12 protein-coding genes and 4 pseudogenes are annotated in these 17,809 nt (G+C 54.3%); 5 read left to right on the forward strand and 11 right to left on the reverse strand.

Annotated features, from left to right (window positions below):
- Positions 1–201 (reverse strand): annotated as a pseudogene (locus ACMX3H_RS07990) (transposase); the annotation flags it as partial.
- Positions 202–294: 93 nt separating this feature from the next.
- Between ACMX3H_RS07990 and ACMX3H_RS07995 the strand changes: the two are divergent.
- Positions 295–1,579 (forward strand): annotated as a pseudogene (locus ACMX3H_RS07995) (NCS2 family permease).
- Between the two features lie 265 nt (positions 1,580–1,844).
- Here ACMX3H_RS07995 and ACMX3H_RS08000 read toward each other — a convergent pair.
- Entirely contained in the window at positions 1,845–2,486 is a 642-nt protein-coding gene (locus ACMX3H_RS08000; protein ID WP_415210436.1) for a DNA-3-methyladenine glycosylase family protein, read from the reverse strand.
- Positions 2,487–2,637: 151 nt separating this feature from the next.
- Between ACMX3H_RS08000 and ACMX3H_RS08005 the strand changes: the two genes are divergently transcribed.
- On the forward strand, positions 2,638–3,588 hold the full coding sequence (locus tag ACMX3H_RS08005; protein WP_415210426.1) for an L-lactate dehydrogenase: 951 nt from the start codon (positions 2,638–2,640) through the stop codon (positions 3,586–3,588).
- A 1,032-nt stretch (positions 3,589–4,620) separates the two neighbouring features.
- On the opposite strand, the gene tmaR is transcribed toward ACMX3H_RS08005, so the two are convergent.
- The 6 genes from tmaR to ACMX3H_RS08035 all read right to left on the reverse strand — a co-directional run bounded on the left by tmaR (position 4,621) and on the right by ACMX3H_RS08035 (position 9,958).
- Positions 4,621–4,965, reverse strand: coding sequence for a PTS system regulator TmaR (gene tmaR / locus ACMX3H_RS08010; protein ID WP_415210427.1), 345 nt, complete (start codon positions 4,963–4,965; stop codon positions 4,621–4,623).
- Between the two features lie 143 nt (positions 4,966–5,108).
- Positions 5,109–6,179, reverse strand: a complete 1,071-nt coding sequence (locus tag ACMX3H_RS08015) for an FUSC family protein (RefSeq protein WP_415210437.1) — start codon at positions 6,177–6,179, stop codon at positions 5,109–5,111.
- A 1,381-nt stretch (positions 6,180–7,560) separates the two neighbouring features.
- Positions 7,561–7,764, reverse strand: a complete 204-nt coding sequence (locus tag ACMX3H_RS08020; RefSeq protein ID WP_415210428.1) for a hypothetical protein — start codon at positions 7,762–7,764, stop codon at positions 7,561–7,563.
- Positions 7,765–7,857: 93 nt separating this feature from the next.
- Positions 7,858–8,397, reverse strand: coding sequence for a hypothetical protein (locus ACMX3H_RS08025; RefSeq protein ID WP_415210429.1), 540 nt, complete (start codon positions 8,395–8,397; stop codon positions 7,858–7,860).
- On the reverse strand, positions 8,363–9,121 hold the full coding sequence (locus ACMX3H_RS08030) for a type III secretion system chaperone (RefSeq protein ID WP_415210430.1): 759 nt from the start codon (positions 9,119–9,121) through the stop codon (positions 8,363–8,365). Before ACMX3H_RS08030 ends, ACMX3H_RS08025 begins: the two co-directional genes overlap by 35 nt.
- Positions 9,122–9,451: 330 nt before the next feature.
- A complete protein-coding gene (locus ACMX3H_RS08035) occupies positions 9,452–9,958 on the reverse strand; it encodes a hypothetical protein (RefSeq protein ID WP_415210431.1) in 507 nt (168 codons plus the stop codon).
- Between the two features lie 715 nt (positions 9,959–10,673).
- On the opposite strand from ACMX3H_RS08035, the gene sbcB reads away from it, so the two are divergent.
- Complete coding sequence (sbcB, locus tag ACMX3H_RS08040; protein WP_415210432.1) at positions 10,674–12,095, forward strand: exodeoxyribonuclease I; 1,422 nt, start codon at positions 10,674–10,676, stop codon at positions 12,093–12,095.
- A 45-nt stretch (positions 12,096–12,140) separates the two neighbouring features.
- On the opposite strand, the gene ACMX3H_RS08045 is transcribed toward sbcB, so the two are convergent.
- Positions 12,141–13,490 (reverse strand): APC family permease, encoded by a 1,350-nt coding sequence (locus ACMX3H_RS08045; protein ID WP_415210433.1) that lies wholly within the window; start codon positions 13,488–13,490, stop codon positions 12,141–12,143.
- Between the two features lie 172 nt (positions 13,491–13,662).
- Positions 13,663–15,002, reverse strand: a pseudogene (locus tag ACMX3H_RS08050) (glutamine synthetase family protein); the annotation flags it as partial.
- A gap of 445 nt (positions 15,003–15,447) precedes the next feature.
- Here ACMX3H_RS08050 and ACMX3H_RS08055 point away from each other — a divergent pair.
- Positions 15,448–16,391 (forward strand): annotated as a pseudogene (locus tag ACMX3H_RS08055) (Rpn family recombination-promoting nuclease/putative transposase).
- Positions 16,392–16,486: 95 nt separating this feature from the next.
- Entirely contained in the window at positions 16,487–16,831 is a 345-nt protein-coding gene (locus tag ACMX3H_RS08060; protein ID WP_415210434.1) for an acyltransferase family protein, read from the forward strand.
- A gap of 428 nt (positions 16,832–17,259) precedes the next feature.
- On the opposite strand, the gene ACMX3H_RS08065 is transcribed toward ACMX3H_RS08060, so the two are convergent.
- Positions 17,260–17,439 (reverse strand): hypothetical protein, encoded by a 180-nt coding sequence (locus ACMX3H_RS08065; RefSeq protein WP_415210435.1) that lies wholly within the window; start codon positions 17,437–17,439, stop codon positions 17,260–17,262.
- Positions 17,440–17,809: the final 370 nt, after the last annotated feature.

The raw sequence follows: 17,809 nt of genomic DNA on the forward strand, positions 1-17,809 counted from the left end.
GGTGAGTGTAACCGCCAGTAGCTCAGCCTGCTGTGTAGTGGGGATTTTAGGTTGGACACCGAACTTGCCCTGACGGTAGAGCTGGCGCCAGTTGAACAGCAAATGGTCATTGATACCGTTATCCCGTGCCAGCTTGGCAATGGATACGCCGCGCTGGAGCGCCTGCTCAACCAGCTTAATGTTAAAGTCCAGCGGGAAATTGGGACGACGTCTTGAGGTTTTTGGTGGGGTTTATTTCATGAATTGAGCCCATTAAAAAAATAATGGACATCATCTTCAATAACTTGATGGGGAATTAACAGACGGCGCTGGGCGTACGCTTACGTACGTACCGAGATTGTCGCTGGCTTGACGACCTTTTTGGCAATGGCTTATATCTTGTTTGTCAACCCGACTATCCTCAGCGCCACCGGCATGGACAAAGGCTCGGTGTTTGTCGCGACCKGCCTCGCGGCGGCAATCGGTTCTATGTTAATGGGGTTTATCGCCAACTACCCGATCGCTCTGGCGCCCGGCATGGGGCTAAACGCCTTTTTTACCTATACCGTGGTCTTGCATATGGGTTATACCTGGCAAATCGCGCTGGGTGCGGTGTTCCTGTCGGCGCTGATTTTCTTTGTGCTGTCGATCTTTAAAATCCGCGAATGGATTATCACCAGCATTCCCTTGCCGCTGCGTTCGGGTATTGCCGCGGGTATCGGTTTGTTCCTGGCTATCATCGCGCTGCAGGGCGCCGGCATCGTGGTGGATAATCCGGCGATGCTGGTCGGCCTCAGCGATCTCACCCGGCCGGGCCCGCTGTTTGCCATGTTGGGCTTCATTGTTATCGTGGTGCTGAAAGCGCTGCGCGTGCCGGGCGCGGTGTTAATCGGTATTCTGGCGATTACATTTCTGTCCATCGCGGTGGGCATCAGCCCGTTTGCCGGCGTCGTCTCCATGCCGCCCGTCGATCGCCCCGACCTTCCTGCAGCTGAATATCCTCGGCGCTTTGGATATATCGCTGGTGAGCGTCATTTTCGCCTTCCTGTTTGTGGATGTGTTTGACAACTCCGGCACGCTTATCGGCGTGACCAAACGCGCCGGACTGGCGGATGAACAGGGCAATATCCCTAAAATGGGCAAAGCGCTGGTGGCCGACAGCGTTGCGGCGCTTTTTGGCTCGTTGTTAGGCACGTCCACCACCACCAGCTATGTCGAATCCGCCGCGGGCGTCAGCGCCGGCGGCCGGACGGGTCTCACGGCGATCGTCGCCGGTATCCTGTTCCTGCTCAGCCTGTTTTTCGCGCCGCTGGCCTCAAGCGTCCCCGCGTTCGCCACCGCGCCGGCGCTGCTGTTTGTGGCGGTGCTGATGACCTCCGGACTGGCGGAAATTGACTGGAGAGATATCACCGTGTCGGCCCCGGTCACCGTTACCGCCCTGACCATGCCGCTGACGTACTCGATTGCCAACGGCATCGCCTTCGGTTTCATTACCTGGACGCTGGTAAAACTGCTGACCGGCCGCTATCGCGATCTGAACGTGGCGCTGATTGTACTGTCGATTCTGTTTGTCATCAAGCTGGGCTGGCTCAGCGCCTGACGCCGTTTACGGACCGCCCGGCGAGCGCCGGCGCGGCCCGCTCACCGCCGTCACCCCCGCGGTTCCCGCGACATCCCCCTTTCATAGACCGCAACGGGCCTTACTACCCAGCCCAAAACTGCAAACCCAGCGAGGTTCGCCGCGCGGATAAGCGGCACCTGCGACGGCATAGCCTGTCATCGCGGCAACCGGCGCCGCGGGCCGGCGTCTTCTTCATGATAAGACGCGCGGGCATGACCTGGCGCCGGAACGCCCCCGGCGAGATTTAGGACGCCGCGGGTTTGAGCGCCGCCAGCCCTGCCGCATAATCCGGCGTAGACATTGCCCACAGATAAAACGACGCGATGCTGCCATAGGGCGCGTAGCTGCGGCGATACCGCTCGAATCGCTCCCGCGGCAGCGTTTTGTGGCGGTAAAGATGCATGATGCCGCGCCGGATGGCCAAGTCTCCCCAGCTCAGCACATCCGGCCTGCCCAGGGAGAAAATCATCAACATCTCCGCCGTCCAGACGCCAATGCCCGGCAGACGGGATAAGGTGGCGATCACCTGTTCATCGCTGGCGTGATGAATGGCGCTTAAATCCAGCTCGCCGCTCATGGCGGCGCTGGCAGCACCCTTGATATATAACGCCTTTTTCATCGACATTCCGCAGCCTTGAATCGCCTGCGCCGGCAGCGCCTCCAGCCGTTGCGGCGTCACCGAGCCGGCCAGCGCCAGGAGACGGGCGTTGACCGTTAGGCCCGTCTTGGTGGATATTTGCTGGTCGACAATGTTTCTGACCAGCGCGGCAAACAAATCCGGCATCATCCCACGCCGGAGTATGCCAAAATGTGCAATGGCCTGCGCCATGCGCTTATCCCGCCTGGCCAGCCAATCGGTTTCTTTGCTGCCGTACTCGAAAAACATTGCCGTCATGATCCCCTCACGCTCACGTCATGGCAGTAGATGCCGCCATAAGCATATCATTTTGTTAATAGTGATATTATTCATTTACTATGGCAGGGTTAAACGGCGCGTGGCCTGGCTACCGCCGGTATTTTTGACAAGAGGACGTTTTATGAAACCACGCAAGGTCATGATTATCGGTACCGGCAATGTCGGCGCATCCGCCGCCTCTGCTCTGTTAAACCAGCAAATCGACGAAGAACTGATTCTGGTGGACATCAATCAGGCGCGGCTGGAAGGCCAGCGCAAAGATCTGGCCGATGCGGCGGCCTATATGCCAAGCCGGGTGACGGTCAGCAGCCGTAGCGCGGCGGATTGCGCCGATGTTGATATCGCCGTCATTACCGTGTCAGGGGGCAGTCTGAAACCGGACCAGACCCGGCTGGATGAGCTGGACGCCACCGCCGGTATCGTCGGGCAGATTGTGCCGCAAATGATGGCGGGCGGCTTTAACGGTATTTTCCTCATCGCCACCAATCCCTGCGATATTATTACCTATCAGGTATGGAAACTGTCAGGTCTGCCACGCCATCGCGTCCTGGGCACCGGCGTTTGGCTGGATACCACCCGGCTTCGCCGCCTGTTGGCGGAGCAATTGGATATCGCGCCGCAAAGTATCGACGCGTTTATTGTGGGGGAACATGGCGACAGTCAATTTCCGGTGTGGTCCCACTGTGCGGTCTACGGTATGCCCCTGGAGGAATTCAGCAGCGGCAAGAACGGCCAAACGCTGAATTTCGCCGCGCTGGCGGAACGTACCCGCAAAACCAGCTTCGACATTTATGCCCAGAAAGGCTGCACGGAATATGGCGTCGCCGGCACAATCGCCGAAATTTGCCGCAACCTTTTAACCGGCAGTCACCGCGCCCTGACGGTCTCCTGCGTGCTGGATGGCGAATACGGCCAGCGCGGTTTGGCCATCGACGTACCGGCGGTGATGTCGCAAGACGGCGTGGCGCAAATTATCGAGCTGGATTTCACGCCGCAGGAGCGGCGCCAATTTGAGACGTCCGCGGCGGTCATTGAGCAAAATATCCGGCGGCTGGCGGTGATGCACCATTGAGCTGCAGCAACGGGGACCTGCACCTACGCCGCCGGACGTCGCTTGCGGCCCGCTTTCGGCGCAATAGCACTCGCCCCCCCTCTCGGGGGTCGCAATGGCCGCCAACGTCTACAGTGCGCCGGGAAGAGGTTCTCGCAAAAAATAATGCACTTGCGGGCAGTTTTATATTAAGGCCATGCTTGAGAATTAATTCGGCACGGCGCTTTAATTTTCTTTTATTGGCCGAGTTGATTTTAATAACTGCCTGATTTCGCGTTTCAGTATTTTTTTCATATGGCTGAAAAAAATTATCTTCTTTTGCTTTATCCGGCAATACAGCTTTTGACAGCATACGCTGACGGGGGTGAATTTCGTCCGGCGCTAGCCGGTTGCTTGCCCATTACCCTGCGAATAGTTCGGTATCTGGGAATAGATCGGATCCGCTGCGGACAACGTGGCCCCCGTTGCCGGCGCCCCGTAGTCAAGGACGCGGTGCGGCGCGATGGGGATAGCTTCGGCCGTGTCACACCCCCCCTCCCCTTTTTTTTCCGCAGGGGAAAATGTGCCAGGCAATTTGCCTAACCAATACAGTAACACCACCAATAGAAATATTAATACAACCTGACGTAATATTATACCTTGATCATATTTATATACGTCATGAGAGAACTTATCCGCCTTGAACCCAGGCCGCCGTTGACGCCCTTTTTTACCGGTAAAAATCCTGCCAGGCTCAGAAACTTCCATTTGCCCCGGTCATCAATACAAAAAAAAGTAATTAGATTCATAATAAATCAATAATATAATTAAGTGGCTTAGTCCCATTATTCTCTGCCCTGACGCCTGGGTAGTGATTAAACTAACAGGCAAGATGATAATGCTATCATCATTTTCGCCGCTGCGTTATTTTATTTATCTGCATCAGCTATATATATTTAATGATAAACAATTAATAATAATAATATGCAATATGGTGTATTTTTTGATAAAAAAAGGCCGGGAAAACCCGGCCAGCGCTAGCTGTCTCAACATCCTATGCTGCAGGCGCCGCGGTTAGGGCTGCCTATCGGCAACGGAATTGAGGGCCTTGACTTCCCCAATCGCCTTCAGTTTTTTCGACAGCTCGCGTCGCTCTTTCGACAGCTCGGCGTTTTTAATGATGTAGTCATCGATGCGATCTTCGTAATCGGTACGCATATTGCTAATAATCGCCTGGATTTCTTCAATGGACATACCCGATTTGATGTAGTCGCTCAGGTTGTCCAGCAGCAGCACACGCTTCTGGTTGTCGCGGATTTTCTTCTCATTGTCGGCAATCTCGCGCTGCAGCTTGTTCTTGCGGCGAAACATTCGCACGAATTCCAGGACATCGTGAAATGAAGGCTTAATGTGATCCATTTCAGTTTCCTTGCTTAGCTGATACGTTAAATTCTTTGCAATGCTGCATGTTAACAGAGTAGCAGCTATGCACCACTTTGGCATGCTCCCATTCTACCCGCTTTTTGGCGCTGGTAAAAATCTGCGCTGGCGCGCGGCGCCAGTTAGGGCATTGGCCGGCGTAACGCGATACACAAAAGCTGCGCCAGCTCTTCTAGCTGTTGAGCCAGTTTCAGAGTTAGCAACACATAGCCGTAGATAGGCGCCTCAATCTGATGACGCTGATTGATGCTTTCCCGCATTTGATGCAGCTCCGCCGCGATGGAAGCCAACTCCTCGCTGTTGGCGACGATAGGCTCGGGATTTCCCTCGCGTAGCGCTTCCGCCAGCGTCCGCAGGGTCCTGATTTGCGTACTGCGCAGCGACGTGGCGTTCAGCAATAGAAAATGACTCGCGCGCGATGCCCACCACGCCTCGATTTGCAGCTCCAGTACGCAAACCATATTGCGGCTCAGCGTCTGGATGGATTCCATTACCGGTTTCGGCAAGCTGGTTTCCTTGCTTGCCGGCGTCAGCAGCGCGCGAATTTTGACGACATCATTCAGAACGGTCTTCAGCCTGCCCTCCAGCCGCGGCCGCTCGATGACATTGGGGGAGATATAGGCCGAGTAAATTTTACTGATGGCCAGCAGGCTAAAGCGCATTTGCATGCGCCAATGGATAAACGCCCGCTGCGGGTAGATGCTGGTAAACAGCAACGCCAGCAACGACCCTATTACCACATCCCCGCTGCGCCACAGGGCGGTGCGCATATCGCCCGCGCCCGCGCCGCATACCACCGCCAGCGTGATGCCGATCAAAAGCGCCATATAAAGCGCCATATAAGGGCGTTTGCCTAAGGTGAGATAGCCGCAGATAAACATCACTAAACCGCACCAGGCCAGCATCACCGGTAAGGAAAACAGTTCAAGACGCAGGGTGATAAGGCCCGACGCCGCGCCGAATACCGTGCCGGCAATGCGCTGCAACGCCCGTTGTAATACGTTGCCCCAAAATGAGATAGGCTCCATGACCACGACCAGGGTAATCAGCGGCCATGTGCCTTCCGGCAACGCCAGCAGGCGCACGATCAGGAAGGTAAGCACAAACGCCAGACTGATGCGCAGGCCATGGGCGAGACGGTAATGTTGGTAGATACGGTATTCGAGAGGAGAGATTTTTTTGTCGAGACGCACGCCGGAGTAACCAAGAACCAGGGAAAGGTCTATTTTAGTCAATTTGAATACCATTGACATAAATAATCACAAAATCATTTATAAACCTAATTATAATCCCAGCCTAGCCTGCCCGCCTACCCAATCTACCCACCTACCTAACCTATCCCACCGACCGATCTACCCGCCTGCCTGAGTCGCTGCCCGCCTGCCTCTCTTGCCTTCGTTGACACTCCCGCTTATCTGCTCTGGCCATCCCGTCTGCGGCATGACGGCATTTTCCTGTGAGACACGCTTAGGCTCTGTTTATGGCGCATGATGGCGAGTGCATCGCGGCGGTGTTGAGGGCCTCCTCACCCTGGGCCGGCAGCCGCCGTGTCGGTGAGGATTGACCCGCTGGCGGGATCGGCCTTAGCCTGCGACAAGCAGGCGCCGTCGAGGTAAGCAGATGTTGCGCCGGTTGGCCCAAAGCACAGCACCAACGCGCCGTCAAGCGCTTTTAGCGGGCGTTCGTCCACTAAGCGAGTCGGCAGCGCCGAGAAAGAGAGGATGGCAACGGCCAGGCGGTGGGATGATTACCGGCAAAAGTAAAACGTTTGTCATCGCCGGTTATGCTCTTTAGATGATAAAAAAGGTCAATACCTGTTAACAGCGAGAACGACAGTGCCGTTTTCTATCTGGGGAAAAATAACTTTAACTTAAACAGCCATTGTCAAAAGGTCGTCAAATCAGTTTAATAATAGGCTCGCCCGCAATAAAAATCTCTGTCGTTTCATGGGGAACCGTCATTGCCCGGCGGATGGGCAATCATCTTCATCTTTTTACCTTGTCTTTTTTTATACTCGCTTTTCAGGATTGTTATTTGATATTCAATTGCAGTTTAAGTCGGTATGTTTATGATGTCGAACTGTAAACCGTATTTCCGGCATAGGACATTTCATTTTGGTTTAAGTTGTTATGCACCCCATACATAAATTACGGAATAGAATCTTAATGACCCGCTATATTGCTTGGCGGGGGGTATTTATTATCTGTTTATTATTCTGGATTATTGTTGTTACTCTCATCCTACGTTGGCTGGCATGAAATCAAGCACTTATTTGCAAAGCGCCGCGGTGTCCCGTACCCGTAATGGATATCATCAGTCTTTTCTTCAGCACTCGGCTGCGGCTTTCATCACCGGCTCATTTCCGCCCCCTATCCAACGTCGCCTCCTGTATCGACAGGGTTTGATATCACCGTCGGGAGAGCGGCTTATACGGCGTCACGCTAACGGTTTCAGTCACGCGGACAGGTCCTTAATCGATTTCGCCCATCATTTTGACCAGCGGGCTTCCCGATCCCGGCAGCGTGGCGGCGGCATGGTGTGATTCCGGCGCACTATAGCGCCAGATTTCCCGGATCAGCAGCCGGGCTGGCCCCAGCGTGACGCTTTGTTGCTCAACACCGTGAGCAGTTTCACCTCCAGGTGAATATGTACGGTACTGGACAGCGTTGCCGTTCCACCCGTCTCGAGCAGCGTGATATCACAGCGGGAACGGGGGCCATAGTGCACAATAGGCCAGCTCAGCGTGGCGTCGATATTGACGCCGTCCCCCGGACTCACCTCAAAGTTTACCGTCGGCTTCGCCAACTGTAACCATAGCCCTTGATAACATATGCGGTCGGGCTGGCCGCCATCGAATTGCGACAGGATGCGCTACCCCAGCGCCTGAACGATACCCGCGGGATTTAGCAAACGGGTAACGGCCAATAAACCCAGCGCATCGTCACAGCTTGGGGCGGGCCTGGCGCCGCCGGCGCCTTGCCAGGCGCTGTGCCACGCCCGCACGCCCTTTTGCACCCACAGCCGCAACTCATGCTCCGCCGGGTGGATGACAAGCGCCATACCCTCGTCCCAAGCCCGGTCGAAACCGGGATCCACCGCCCATTTGCCGCGCATGACCGGATGTTTTACCGGCAGCGGGAAACCGCGGCGCTTGTCAAGGCGACGCTTTTCATCCGGCTCGATTTCCCGCGCTAAGGTGGCGGTCACCGCGGTAATTTCATCCGGTAGGCCGGCGGTGGCGGTAATCTTCGCGTCCGGCAAACGGTCGATGAAGGCTAGAATACTGTCCCGCTGCTGGCGGAAAGCCTGGCCGACCGACGTCGGCAGCGTGGCCAACGGCGTCTCAAGCGCCGGCAAACGGCCGCTAACATAGGCTTTAAGCACCAAGCGGGTCAGCGCCGCCGGCGTCATGTCGGCGGTGGCTTTGATCGTGCAGGGGAAGCCTTGAACAAACAGCGTCCCGATATCGCTCGCCGCTGGCTGGATGCCCAGACGCTGATAGAGGAGGCCCTTTTGTCGATACAGCGAACGGAATAAGTCTCCCCCCGACGCGATAAGCCAGGCGGTCTCGGTTCAAGCTGCCGCGCGTGATACGGCTCGCCAACGTATCCAGCCATGCCGCCTTATCCAGCAGGGCATAGGTGGCAGTGCGCAGAACAAAACCGGCGCGGGAGACAGGTTCCATACTCACCTCGGTGCAAAGTGGTTTGCCGGCCGCGGGGCGCCCGCCCTGAGCGCCAAGGTGGCAAGCGATATCGGGCAAGGTTTTTAGCCAGTAATGGGATTGGTCGATTAGATTCTCGATGTTTTCCAGCGCGCTTTGTACGCTGTTGTACGCCAGATCCATAAGGAAAAACAGGATAATACGCTGGCCGCCCACATCATAACCAAACCAACAGCGGTGCGTGGCAATACCAAATAGCTGTACCTGTAGCAAAGAGGCGAAAAACTCCCCCGACAATTCACCGGTGATTGCCATAACCGGCGAGAAAATATAGACGCAGCCATTATGGTGCTCCAACGTCACCCGGATATTTTTATCGAATTCCAACGTGCAACCCCCGCTGTCTATCGCTTCGTCAAGGTTTAAATGGGTTTCCACAGAAAGCACCTGTAATAATTGTTCAAACGTCATCACTATCACCCTTTATTTAGCAGCGGACACGGGCATCCCGCGTCCAAATCGGTTGAAAAACAGGTAATATTCCGTTTTTATGCTGACGCGTTGTTTTATTTCCTGCGGTTCCTTCCGGGCGCACTGTAGTTATCTTGCTCCGGCCTGCATCGGCTCCGCTCAAGGAACCCACCCACCGAAGACCGTCTATTAACTATAAAGTAAATGCCCGGGGATGAAGGTAGCGCCGGCATAAATCAGGCTAATGTAAGTTGTCCTGCGAGTGAATCCACCCGGCACGCCGCGATAACAGACTGATTAAAATAAATTCGTGGGGAAAACATGGCCCGATTACCTCGGAGGAGGTAATTCGGGTCCCTCTTTGCTTTTAAGCACCCCATCCGGGCGTGCCGAACGGATATAATCAGTACAGCGAGAAGCTAGGCGACCGGGATAGGGTTCATGCCGATGAGGAAACTGTAACGCGCGCCCTATTTTCAGGTAGGGCTCAGGTTTTATCTTCTCATCGTGGACCCGTTTATCGCGCTGTCGTTTCACTGCGACCTCATGGCTGTCGGCATAGGGTTCAGGTAAAGTCAATGTGAGCGTTCTACCGGCAAATTTAGATTCAACCATTTTTGCCACGCCACCCGCGGGCGCCACTTTGATTAATGTCTCAGCCAGGGATGTCTCAAATTGAATTGACGGTTTCTCGTTATTCTCTATTAGGCGAACAAACGTAACAAAAGTGTTTATGTTCAGCAAGATACTGTCAGATGAAGTCACCCCTGACAGGGCTTCGGCCATGCCTGAGTGTAAAGCGCTCATCGATGGAACATATTCATGGTTTATGTCCATTGCTTACCTTGGCTTATTCATTTTGACGCTTACTGTCGCTGATTAATTAATTACGCGTTATCCGGTCAACGCCGTATTACACGCCAATCCATGGGATAAACTCTGGACCTTCGCCGACACAAGGTGGGGTAATTCAATAAATTTCCGGCGCTCGCCCGCATCATGCAGTGCGGCCTGGACGACGGACGTAATGTTATTTCATCCTTTCACCTATGCCGTTAGCGTTATTGTCGCTTACTCAATTAATCTGCTGTTATTTGTGCCTAGCGCCCGTCCGAGGTGATCCCCTTCGCCTCGGCATCCTTGCGACGATAGGGCTGACCGAGAACGGGAAGCGGTATAGGAGGCGGTACTGGAAGCCGAACGGGGAAAGACGGTGGCCAAGGCCGAGAGTCGGTACACGGATGCTTTGCCGCTCGATGTGGTGTCTGTGTCGTACGACATGAAAACCAGACACGGGATCACTGCTGCGCCGCAGGACGCGAGTCAAACTTTCAGCCATTAACGAAGATGAGTTATCATGACGAAAGATCAGCGTGATATCCGCCTTGCGCCCCACAGTCGATACGTGCCCTCGCCACTTGGCCTGGCGCAATCGGGGAGGCGCAATTATCTCTACATCAGCACCACGCGACAGGGAACCCCGTGTACATACTGAACGTCTTAAACATGACCTATGAAGGAAGCCACTACCCTAAAAGGAGGGGACCACGCCATGGCTAACCCGTTAGCGCAGCCCACATTTCTGGTCCTCGATTATGAAACATTCGGTAAACATCCCGCCCTAGACCGTCCGGCGCAGTTCGCGGGTATTCGCGCCGACAGCCAGTTCGAGACCCTAGGCGAGCCGGAAGTCTTTTTTTGCCGCCCGGCCGACGATTATCTACCGGAGCCGGAGGCGGTGCTCATCACCGAGATCACGCCCCAACAGGCGTTACGTGACGGCGTCACCGAAGCCGAATTCGCCCGCCGCATCCACCAATTATTCAGCGTGCCCGGTACTTGCATATTGGGTTACAACAATGTGCGCTTCGATGATGAAGTCAGCCGCAACCTGTTTTACCGCAACTTTTACGATCCTTACGGCTGGAGCTGGCAGCAGGGTAATTCCCGCTGGGACCTGCTGGATGTCGTGCGCGCCTGCTACGCCCTGCGTCCCGACGGCATTGAATGGCCGTCGAATGACGAGGGGCTGCCCAGCTTTCGGCTAGAGCATTTGACCCGCGCCAACGGTATTGAACATGCCAATGCCCATGACGCCATGGCCGATGTCTACGCGACCTTGGCGATGGCCAAATTGATGCGTAAGGCGCAGCCGAAGCTGTTTGATTATCTTTACCGCCACCGCGGCAAGCATCAGTTGAAGACGCTGGTGGACATTGCAACAATGAAACCGCTGGTCCATGTTTCTGGTATGTTCGGCGCCGCCCGGGGCAATACCGCCTGGATTGCGCCCCTGGCCTGGCATCCCGATAACCCCAACGCGCTCATCGTCTGCGATCTCAGCGGCGATATGCAGGTCCTGGAGGATCTGGACAGCGATGCGCTGCGCACCCGGCTGTACACGCGGCGCGGCGCGCTGGGGGAAGATGCCGCGGTACCGCTGAAACTGGTACATCTCAATAAATGCCCGGTGCTGGCGCCCGCCAACACCCTGCGGCCGATGGATGCCGAACGGCTTGGCATCCATCGCCAGCGTTGTCTAGATAACCTCACCTGGCTGCGGCGCCGGCCGGAAGTCAGGGAAAAAGTGCTGGCGCTGTTTGCCGAAAGCGCGCCCTTTACCCCTTTGGACGACGTGGATGCGCAGTTATATGACGGTTTTTTTAGCGATGCCGATCGCGCCGCGATGAATATTATCCAAGCCACCGCCCCGGAAAATCTGCCGGCGCTGGATATCAGCTTTGTCGACTCGCGCCTGAAGCCGCTGCTGTTTCGCTACCGCGCGCGTAATTTCCCCCACACGCTGGATCACGATGAGCAGTTACGCTGGCTGGAGCACCGCAAAACCCGCTTTACCGAGCCGCGACTGGAGGCCTATGTACAGCAATTGGAGACGCTGTATCAGGCCCATGAAGGGAATGAGCAAAAAGCGCGGCTGCTGCGCGCGCTATTTGACTATTTGCAAACGTTGTGACGGCAAGGCAGGGGCGAAACGCTACCCCGCCAGTTCTTCACGATATTACGGCACCGCCCGGCGAAAACCGCGCGTCATCAGCAGCAGATACGCCACGCCTGCGGCGCCCCAACAGAGCCCGAGCATCATGGAGCTGGCCTCCAGGTTGAGCCACAGCAAGCCGACCGTCAGCACGCCGACCAGCGGCAGCAGCAAATAGTGTAGGTGATCGCGTAACCGGCGGCGGCGCCGCTCCCGCAGCCAGAACTGGGCAATGACCGAAAGGTTGACGAAACTGAACGCCACCAGCGCGCCAAAATTAATCAGCGCGGTCGCGGTCACCAAGTCAAACGACACCGCCGACAGGGCAATCAGGCCTACCAGCAGCACATTGAGGGCCGGCGTACGCCAGGTGGGATGCACGAAACCGAAAAATCGCACCGGAAATACGCCGTCGCGACCCATGACGTACAACAAACGCGACACCCCCGCATGGGAGGCCATACCGGAAGCCAGCACCGTGACGCAGGAAAAACACAGCACCACCAACTGGAACAGTTTTCCCGCCACATACAGCATAATTTCCGGCTGCGATGCGTCTGGATGCTGAAAGCGCGTGATATCCGGAAAAAACAGCTGCAAAAAGTAGGAGACGATAATAAAAATCACGCCGCCAACCAGCGCGGTCAGGAAAATCGCCCGAGGGATCACCCGTCCAGCATCCGGCGTTTCTTCGGACAATAAGCTGATGCCGTCAAATCCCAGGAACGAGAAGCACAGAATCGTGGCGCCGGTAATCATGGAGATAACATGGGCATTATCAGACCAAAACGGTGTGATGCTCACTAAGGTGCCGCTGCCTTCCCCCTGCATCACCCCGTGGATCACCAGCCCCAGGAATACCACCATAATCGCCACCTGCAGCACCACAATCAGGCTGTTGAAATGGGCGACCAAACGGATGCCGCGTAAATTGAACAGCGTCATCATCGCCACCAGCCCGGCGACGAAAATCCAGGCCGGCACCGACGGGAACAGCGCCTGCAGGTAAATTTTCGCCAACAGGATGTTGATCATCGGCATGAAGAGATAATCCAGCAGCGACGACCAGCCCACCATAAAACCCACGCCAGGGCTGATGGCTTTCTGGGCATAGGTATACGCCGACCCGGCCGAGGGGAAGCGGCGGACCAGTTTACCATAGCTGAGCGCGGTAAAGAGAACGGCGCAAAGCGCCACCGCATAGGCGGTGGCCACATGCCCATCGGTCAGGCCCGAGACAATGCCGAAGGTATCGAACAACGTCATCGGCTGCAGGTAGGCCAGGCCTATCATCACGACCTGAAACAGGGTCAGGGTTTTTCTCAACGTAGCGCGTTCGCCGGGCGCCTGCCCTGCCACAACTTTCTGCCCCATACTCATTTACGTCCTCATGCACGCGCGAGGGTGCCTCCTCGGGTGACGGTCATGTCGCGCGCGTGCAACATTTGCGCGTAACAGCGATGAAACAACCGGCGCCGAAAGGCGCCGGTTGTTTTTGCGGGCAGTATTTTGCTACAGCGACGGCAAGATGGCAAGACGCGCGGCGTCAGGCGTTGTTCAGCATCCAATCGATTTCGGTAGCCGTCACCCGTCGCTCGAACTCACTCAATTCGGCGGCTTTGCAGGTATGGAAGAGTCGGCAAAAACGCTCACCGAGCAGGGCCGGCAGGCGAACATCGTCGGCGAACAATGCCAGGGCTTCGCATTGGCGCAGCGGCAGCGGCGCATTGCCGTCCAGCCCGTGCACAATACCGGCCAGCAGCGCCGCCGCCGCCAGATACGGATTGGCGTCCGCCCCGGCGACGCGATATTCCAGGCGATAATTCTCGGCATCGCTACAGGGGATACGCACGGCCACCGTCCTATTGTTAACGCCCCAATTGGCGCGCAGCGGGACATAGCCGCCCGGCTGAAAGCGGCGGAAGGCGTTGACATTGGGCGCCAGCAGCGCCATGGACTCGGGCAGCAGATCCAGCACCCCGGCGATAGCGCGCGCCATCAGCGGCGACGGGCGTCCCAGGGGATCCAGTAGACCGTTGTTGCCCGCGGCATCCCACAAACTGAGGTGGATGTGCAGGCCGCTCCCGGTCCAGGCTTCATAGGGTTTGGCCATGAAGGTGGTGGTCAGGCGGTGCTGCTCCGCCACCCGACGCACCAGCCGTTTCAACTGTAGGCGCCTGATCGCAGGCTTGTAGTACCTGATCGCTATGGGCGAGGTTAATCTCGAACTGGCCCGGGGCGGACTCCGCCACCGCGCCCTCTGTCGGCAATCCCTGGAGGCGCGCCAGCCGGGCGATATCGTCAAGCACCGCGCCGCAGTGGTCGAGTCGGTCCAGGGAATAAACCTGACACTGATTTTCACGCTGCCGGCCGTCGGGCAGGCGGGGTGGCTGCGGCATCTGCGCCCCGTTACGCCGCCGGTCTACCAGATAATACTCCAGCTCCGCCACCACCACCGGAAAGATGCCGCGCGCACAGCTGTTGCCAGAGGCGGTTGAGCACGTTGCGCGGTTCGACGTCATAGGGCTGGCCGTCGCGGTCGCGCATGGTTAATTGTAATTGCGCGCAGTGCGTGGGATCGGCGGCGGAGGGTTTAAGGGAGCCTGCGAGGGGCAGGCAAAGCAGGTCAGGTTCGCCGTCCCCGCCGGCCAGGTCTACCGCCGCGACCGTCTTGCCGGTCACGGTCATGGCATACACCGAAGCGGGGAAATAAAAACCGCGGCGCAGATTGCTCACGCTGGAGAGAGCAACACGTTTACCGCGAAAACTACCGTTAAGATCCGTCAGCAGGAGATCCACCTGCCGGGTATGAGGATAGCGTTCCAGATACGCCTCAACTTCGCGCTGGAACGCGCTGGTTGACTCACTGTCGGTCCTGGGTCGAAAACCGCCGGGCTATCTGCCAGATTTTCTATAGGTCACCTCAGAGGCCTGTGGCCGTCGCGCGAACGCGACGCAACAAAAAATCACGCCCCTCATCAACCATAGCGGTAAGGCCGCCGACTGGCAAATCTGCGCCGGGCGACGACGCGTCAGGCCATCGGCATCATAGCTGCGTCATAATACATAAAAACTATAAATATCAATTATTTAATTGAAGTTATCGTTCAAAAAATAGGCGACAAAACACAACAAAGCACGACATTTTTATCAGTAATTTACCGCTCATTTCGACTTGCTGACCACGTCAGAATCACCCAAATTTGACTGCCGAACTTTCTACATTTGACGAAGGAAATCTCATACGCTGTACCCAGCATTTCAATACTCCTTGCCTCCAGATAAGCAGAAACGGTAAGGTGCTACACTCCGTGTCAAAGTCGGTGTAAATATGTCTACATCCTCACTATCCCAACACGACTCCCTGTTCAAAAAGTTCCTCGGCGATATCGCTGTAGCTCGTGACTTTCTGGAAATTCATCTGCCACCACATCTGCGCAAACGCTGCGATTTCGGCACACTGGCGATGGCCTCTGGCAGCTTCATCGAAGACGACCTCAAGGGCCAGTGCTCGGATATGCTGTATTCGCTGAAGACCACGACGGGCCATGATGGTTACGTCTACTGTCTTATCGAGCACCAGAGCCGCCCGGAAAAACTGATGGCGTTTCGCCTGATGCGGTATGCCGTCGCAGCGATGCAGCGGCACCTTGAGCAGGGCAACGATCAGTTGCCGGTGGTGATCCCTCTGTTGTTCTATCACGGCACCACGTCGCCTTACCCGTACAACAACCCAATGGCTCGATTGCTTTGCTGACCCTGAACTGGCAGAATCAGTCTATAGGCAAGCATTCCCGCTGGTTGATATCACCGCTATGCCGGATGATGAAATATTGTCCCATCGGCGGGTGGCTCTGCTAGAGTTAGTACAGAAGCACATCCGAACGCGAGATATGCTAGAACTGGCTGCTGATATCGCCCGTCTACTCAAGCTATGGGCGATACCGAAAGAGCAGTTCCGTAGCCTGATTTACTATATCGCAGAGCGGGGAAACACCTCGGATGAATCGCAATTTCTACAAAATATCGCCGCCAAAGCCACTGACTACCGGGAGGACATTCATGACCATTGCAGAACAGCTTGAAGCTAAGGGCGAGCAAAGGGGCATCCAACAAGGCATCCAGCTTGGCGAGCAGAAAGGCATAGAAAAAGGTGAAAAGCTTGCCTCGCTTAAGATTGCCCGGCAGCTGTTGGCTAACGGTGCGGAACGTAATCTTATCAAAATCACTACCGGACTATCCGACCATGAGTTGGATGATTTGGCTTGTTTGTAGTTTTCTTTTCATGAATCTTAACCATCGACACAGTTTAGGCCTAAGGCCGGAATTGCGGGATGATGCTAACTTAGCTTTTTCGGTACGGGGTTTCCATGAATGAAAAATTAAAAACAATACAAGCATTTCGTGGTATTGCGGCGATAGCTGTGGTTTTAGGACACTGCAACATATACTTAAGTAGGAATGAGGAATATAAATTTTTATGGAGCAAACTGTTAGGGTGGGGAGCAATTGGTATTGATCTGTTTTTCGTAATCAGCGGATTCATTATGGTTTACACAACAATTCACTATTCCGCAGAATTTTCATCTTTTAAAAAATTCATATTTAATCGAGCAATCAGAATACTTCCTGTATATTACATTGTTTTATTTGTTCTTTTTTTATGTAATGGCGCAATGAATACATTCCATTATGAAAAAAAACACAAGACTTAGTTAGCGCAGTAACATTCATCCCATATTACGCGAGTGCCGCACCCCATTATATAGATATGAACTATGGGCTTAACGTTGTCCGTTGGACAATAAATTATGAGGTATATTTCTATATTATCTTTTCTATCTGTCTAATATCTAGATTTAGAGTCACAATTCTTTCAATTTGGTGTTCTTCGGCCGTTTTCATTATACCAATGCTTTTGGTAGCAACATAACTTTAAATGTATCTGGTTATCACACAAAAATAGCATTATATGGATTTCTTTCCAATCCTATAATTATAGAATTCTTAATTGGAGCCATAAGTGGATTTATCTACTTCAAACTTATTAAAAGGTACAACCCTGAGAACATATCTTGCATTATTGCCATATTATTACTTGCATACATTACCTATGAGTTATTAACAGGTTCAGAACATCCTATTAGTGTAAGTGTTGCAGCTCCAATTGGGTTACTTGTTCTTTTTTTATCTTTTGCTGAAAATAAAATTCAAAACTTTTGCCAAAAAGCTTATTATGGTTGGGAGATATACCTTTTTCTCTATACTTGATACACATGCCACTTATCTTTTCTTTATTTTTCCATTTAGATCCTGCTGCCAAGGCTCCTTTGCTAGGAATCCTCTATTCAATATTAGCTATAATCACTTCTATAAGTGTTGCTTATTTCTTTCACAAATACATTGAAGTAAAACTAACTAATTGGTTGAAAAATAAAATATCCTGTGTGTTAGTGTGATCATGATAAATACGATCCCGATGATACTCCAAGTTGCAGAATGACAAGTGTACTACTCTTTACGCTTGTTCTATTTTCATGATGGGAGACTACATATGTAAGCGCCCCGTGGAGGACGTCTTGAATTATTGGTGGGTTTGTTGTATGGCCCGGTAAGAATATGTTCCACTACGATGCCTAGTGAACCCGCATCCTATAAGGGACGGCTGTCAGATCATGGATAATCCGGCGATG

It is taken from the genome of Sodalis sp. (in: enterobacteria) (assembly GCF_047607725.1).
Lineage (GTDB): Bacteria > Pseudomonadota > Gammaproteobacteria > Enterobacterales > Enterobacteriaceae > JBLKSS01.